Source organism: Haloquadratum walsbyi J07HQW2 (assembly GCF_000415985.1).
In the GTDB taxonomy this organism is placed as follows: domain Archaea; phylum Halobacteriota; class Halobacteria; order Halobacteriales; family Haloferacaceae; genus Haloquadratum; species Haloquadratum walsbyi_B.
Genome location: NZ_KE356561.1, coordinates 682998 through 685156, shown reverse-complemented (window position 1 = coordinate 685156; position 2159 = coordinate 682998). Strand labels below are relative to the sequence as shown.

The following is a 2159-nucleotide window of genomic DNA, read 5'->3' as shown; positions in this document are numbered from 1 at the left end:
ACGGATCATTAGCGGCGTTGGTGGTAGCGGCGACTTTATGAGACACTCGCTGCTCTCGGTCGTCACACTTCTTCGACAGCCGTCGGCGGCGACGTCTCCCGAATCGTCCCGATGGTTCCTCACGCAGATCATACAGAGCATGACGTTGATGTCATCGTGACCGAACGGGGCGTCGCTGACCTACGAGGGACCGCACCGCGCGAACGGTCAGCAATGATAGTAAATAGTTGTGCTCATCCAGACTACCGTGGACGATTACAAGACTACTGTGACCGGGCTGCCGAGATTGGGGGACACATGCCTCACGATCTTGATTCGGCTTTCTCATGGACTGAATAATAGTAATCATCGTCTCACGGATATCAAAAGTCAGCTATTATGTTGAACCCGTCCCCGTCGTTTATATTCCATCTGTTTTGAGACGGTGTTAGCAATTTCCGAACCGAACTCGCGTTGGATAACATGTAGTGCTAAATCAATGCCAGATGTCACGCCACCGGCGGTGATGACATCACCGTCATCAACAACGCGTGCATCGACCACCTCAGTACCAGCCTTTTGAAGATCTTCGACGGCTCCATGATGCGTGATTGCGGGTCGCCCATCAAGCACACCGGCTCGCTGCATCAGCATTCCACCGGTGCAGACGCCCGCAATCGTGCTACCATCATCGTGAAGCCGCGCGATAGCATCAGGGAGATCGCCACGTTTAGCCTCGGTCCAGGCACCGGTCCCGCCACGGACGCTCCACTGCCCACCGGGGACAACAAGCAGGTCAGGCACGCGGTCACCAAGCGGAACTGTTGGTCCAATTTCGAGACTGTGACTCGCTGTGACTCGCTCACTGTCGTTGAGTGTGCATAGTGTAACATCGAGATCAGCACCTGCGTTGGCGGCGTTCTCGAACACTTCAAACGGACCGACTGCATCAAGCTCATCGACACCATCAAACAGTATAATTACAATCTCCATATAATTCTTGAGACAAGCAGTAAAAAAATACTACCGGCGAGAGTTACTTTTGTTCAGCGTTAGCCGTCGCGACAGACTCCGTCTCCGCACTGAACAGACTGGTAACGGTCTCGACTGGGTTTGGGCGCCCAGTGACCGACTGGAAAACGTACATCAGGATGGCGGCAACCATCGCACCGGCCTGAACCAGCCGTCCAGGGTATACCATTGCGAGGACACCGACGATGAAAAACGCCACCCGGAGCCCACCGGTGGCTGCTCTATCGTAGCTGAAGCGATAATTGATACCGTGAATGATGGCAATAGCCCCAATTAGCGCAAAGCCAGCTGATGTAAGCGTGAGTTGGTCAAGTTGGGCGGAGACGATCTCGGGGTGATAGACGAAGACGAACGGAAGGACGAATAACGGCGCAGAGATCTTGATTGCTTCCACACAAGTTCCCCAGAAGTTCCCGCCAGCAATCCCACAGGCGACTGCTACACAGGTAGCAATCGGTGGCGTCAGCCCGGCTAGGATCGCAGCGTAGAAGACGAAGAAATGACTCGCCAACTCGGGAAGAAAGAACTGACTGATGAGCGTCGGCGCGACAAGTAGTGCAACAATTGTATATGACGCTGTTGTTGGCATCCCGAGTCCTAAGATAATACAAATAATCATTGAGAGGATTGCAGCGACGAGCAAGACACCACCGGAGAGGTCCAACAATGTGAGTGAAATTGCTGTTGGCACGCCAGTCGCCGTGAGGATGTCAACGACACCGTTAATGGCTGCGAGGATGATCGTCACCGGTGCGAGGACGATGACACCTTCACGCGCCCCGTCGAGGGTTTCCCAGCCAGTTCGCTTGAGGGACTCAATAGCTGACTCATCACTGATACCCATCGCCGAGCGGACGACAGGAATCATCAGACCAGTCGCCAGCATCACAGCGGCTGTCCAGAGTGCTGCAGTCATCACGGTCACTTGCTCGATTCCGAGTTTATAGATCAGGACCGCGAGCGGGAGACCAAACTTGATTCCCTCGGAAATGAACTCGTCGCGTGGGAGCGGATCCTGAATAAGAGTGTCGACATCTGTATCCTCCAACTGTGGTGCCGAAACATAATGCACGGCGATGAAGATCGTCAGTGAGAGGATCGTCGCTGGAATCAGCCCAGCGATGATGACATCGACATAAGTGATTCCG

3 protein-coding genes are annotated in these 2159 nt (G+C 54.1%); 1 reads left to right on the top strand and 2 read right to left on the bottom strand.

The window, feature by feature from the left end:
- The first annotated feature begins 111 nt into the window (after window positions 1–111).
- Entirely contained in the window at window positions 112–339 is a 228-nt protein-coding gene (locus tag J07HQW2_RS03175; RefSeq protein WP_021053877.1) for an acetyl-CoA hydrolase/transferase C-terminal domain-containing protein, read from the top strand.
- Between the two features lie 30 nt (window positions 340–369).
- Here the strand turns inward: J07HQW2_RS03175 and J07HQW2_RS03170 are convergent, their stop codons facing one another.
- Window positions 370–972: a DJ-1/PfpI family protein gene (locus J07HQW2_RS03170; RefSeq protein WP_021053876.1), complete on the bottom strand. Its 603-nt coding sequence runs from the start codon at window positions 970–972 to the stop codon at window positions 370–372.
- Between the two features lie 43 nt (window positions 973–1015).
- A partial coding sequence (locus J07HQW2_RS03165) for a TRAP transporter large permease subunit (protein ID WP_021053875.1) occupies window positions 1016–2159 on the bottom strand: 1144 nt, incomplete at its 5' end.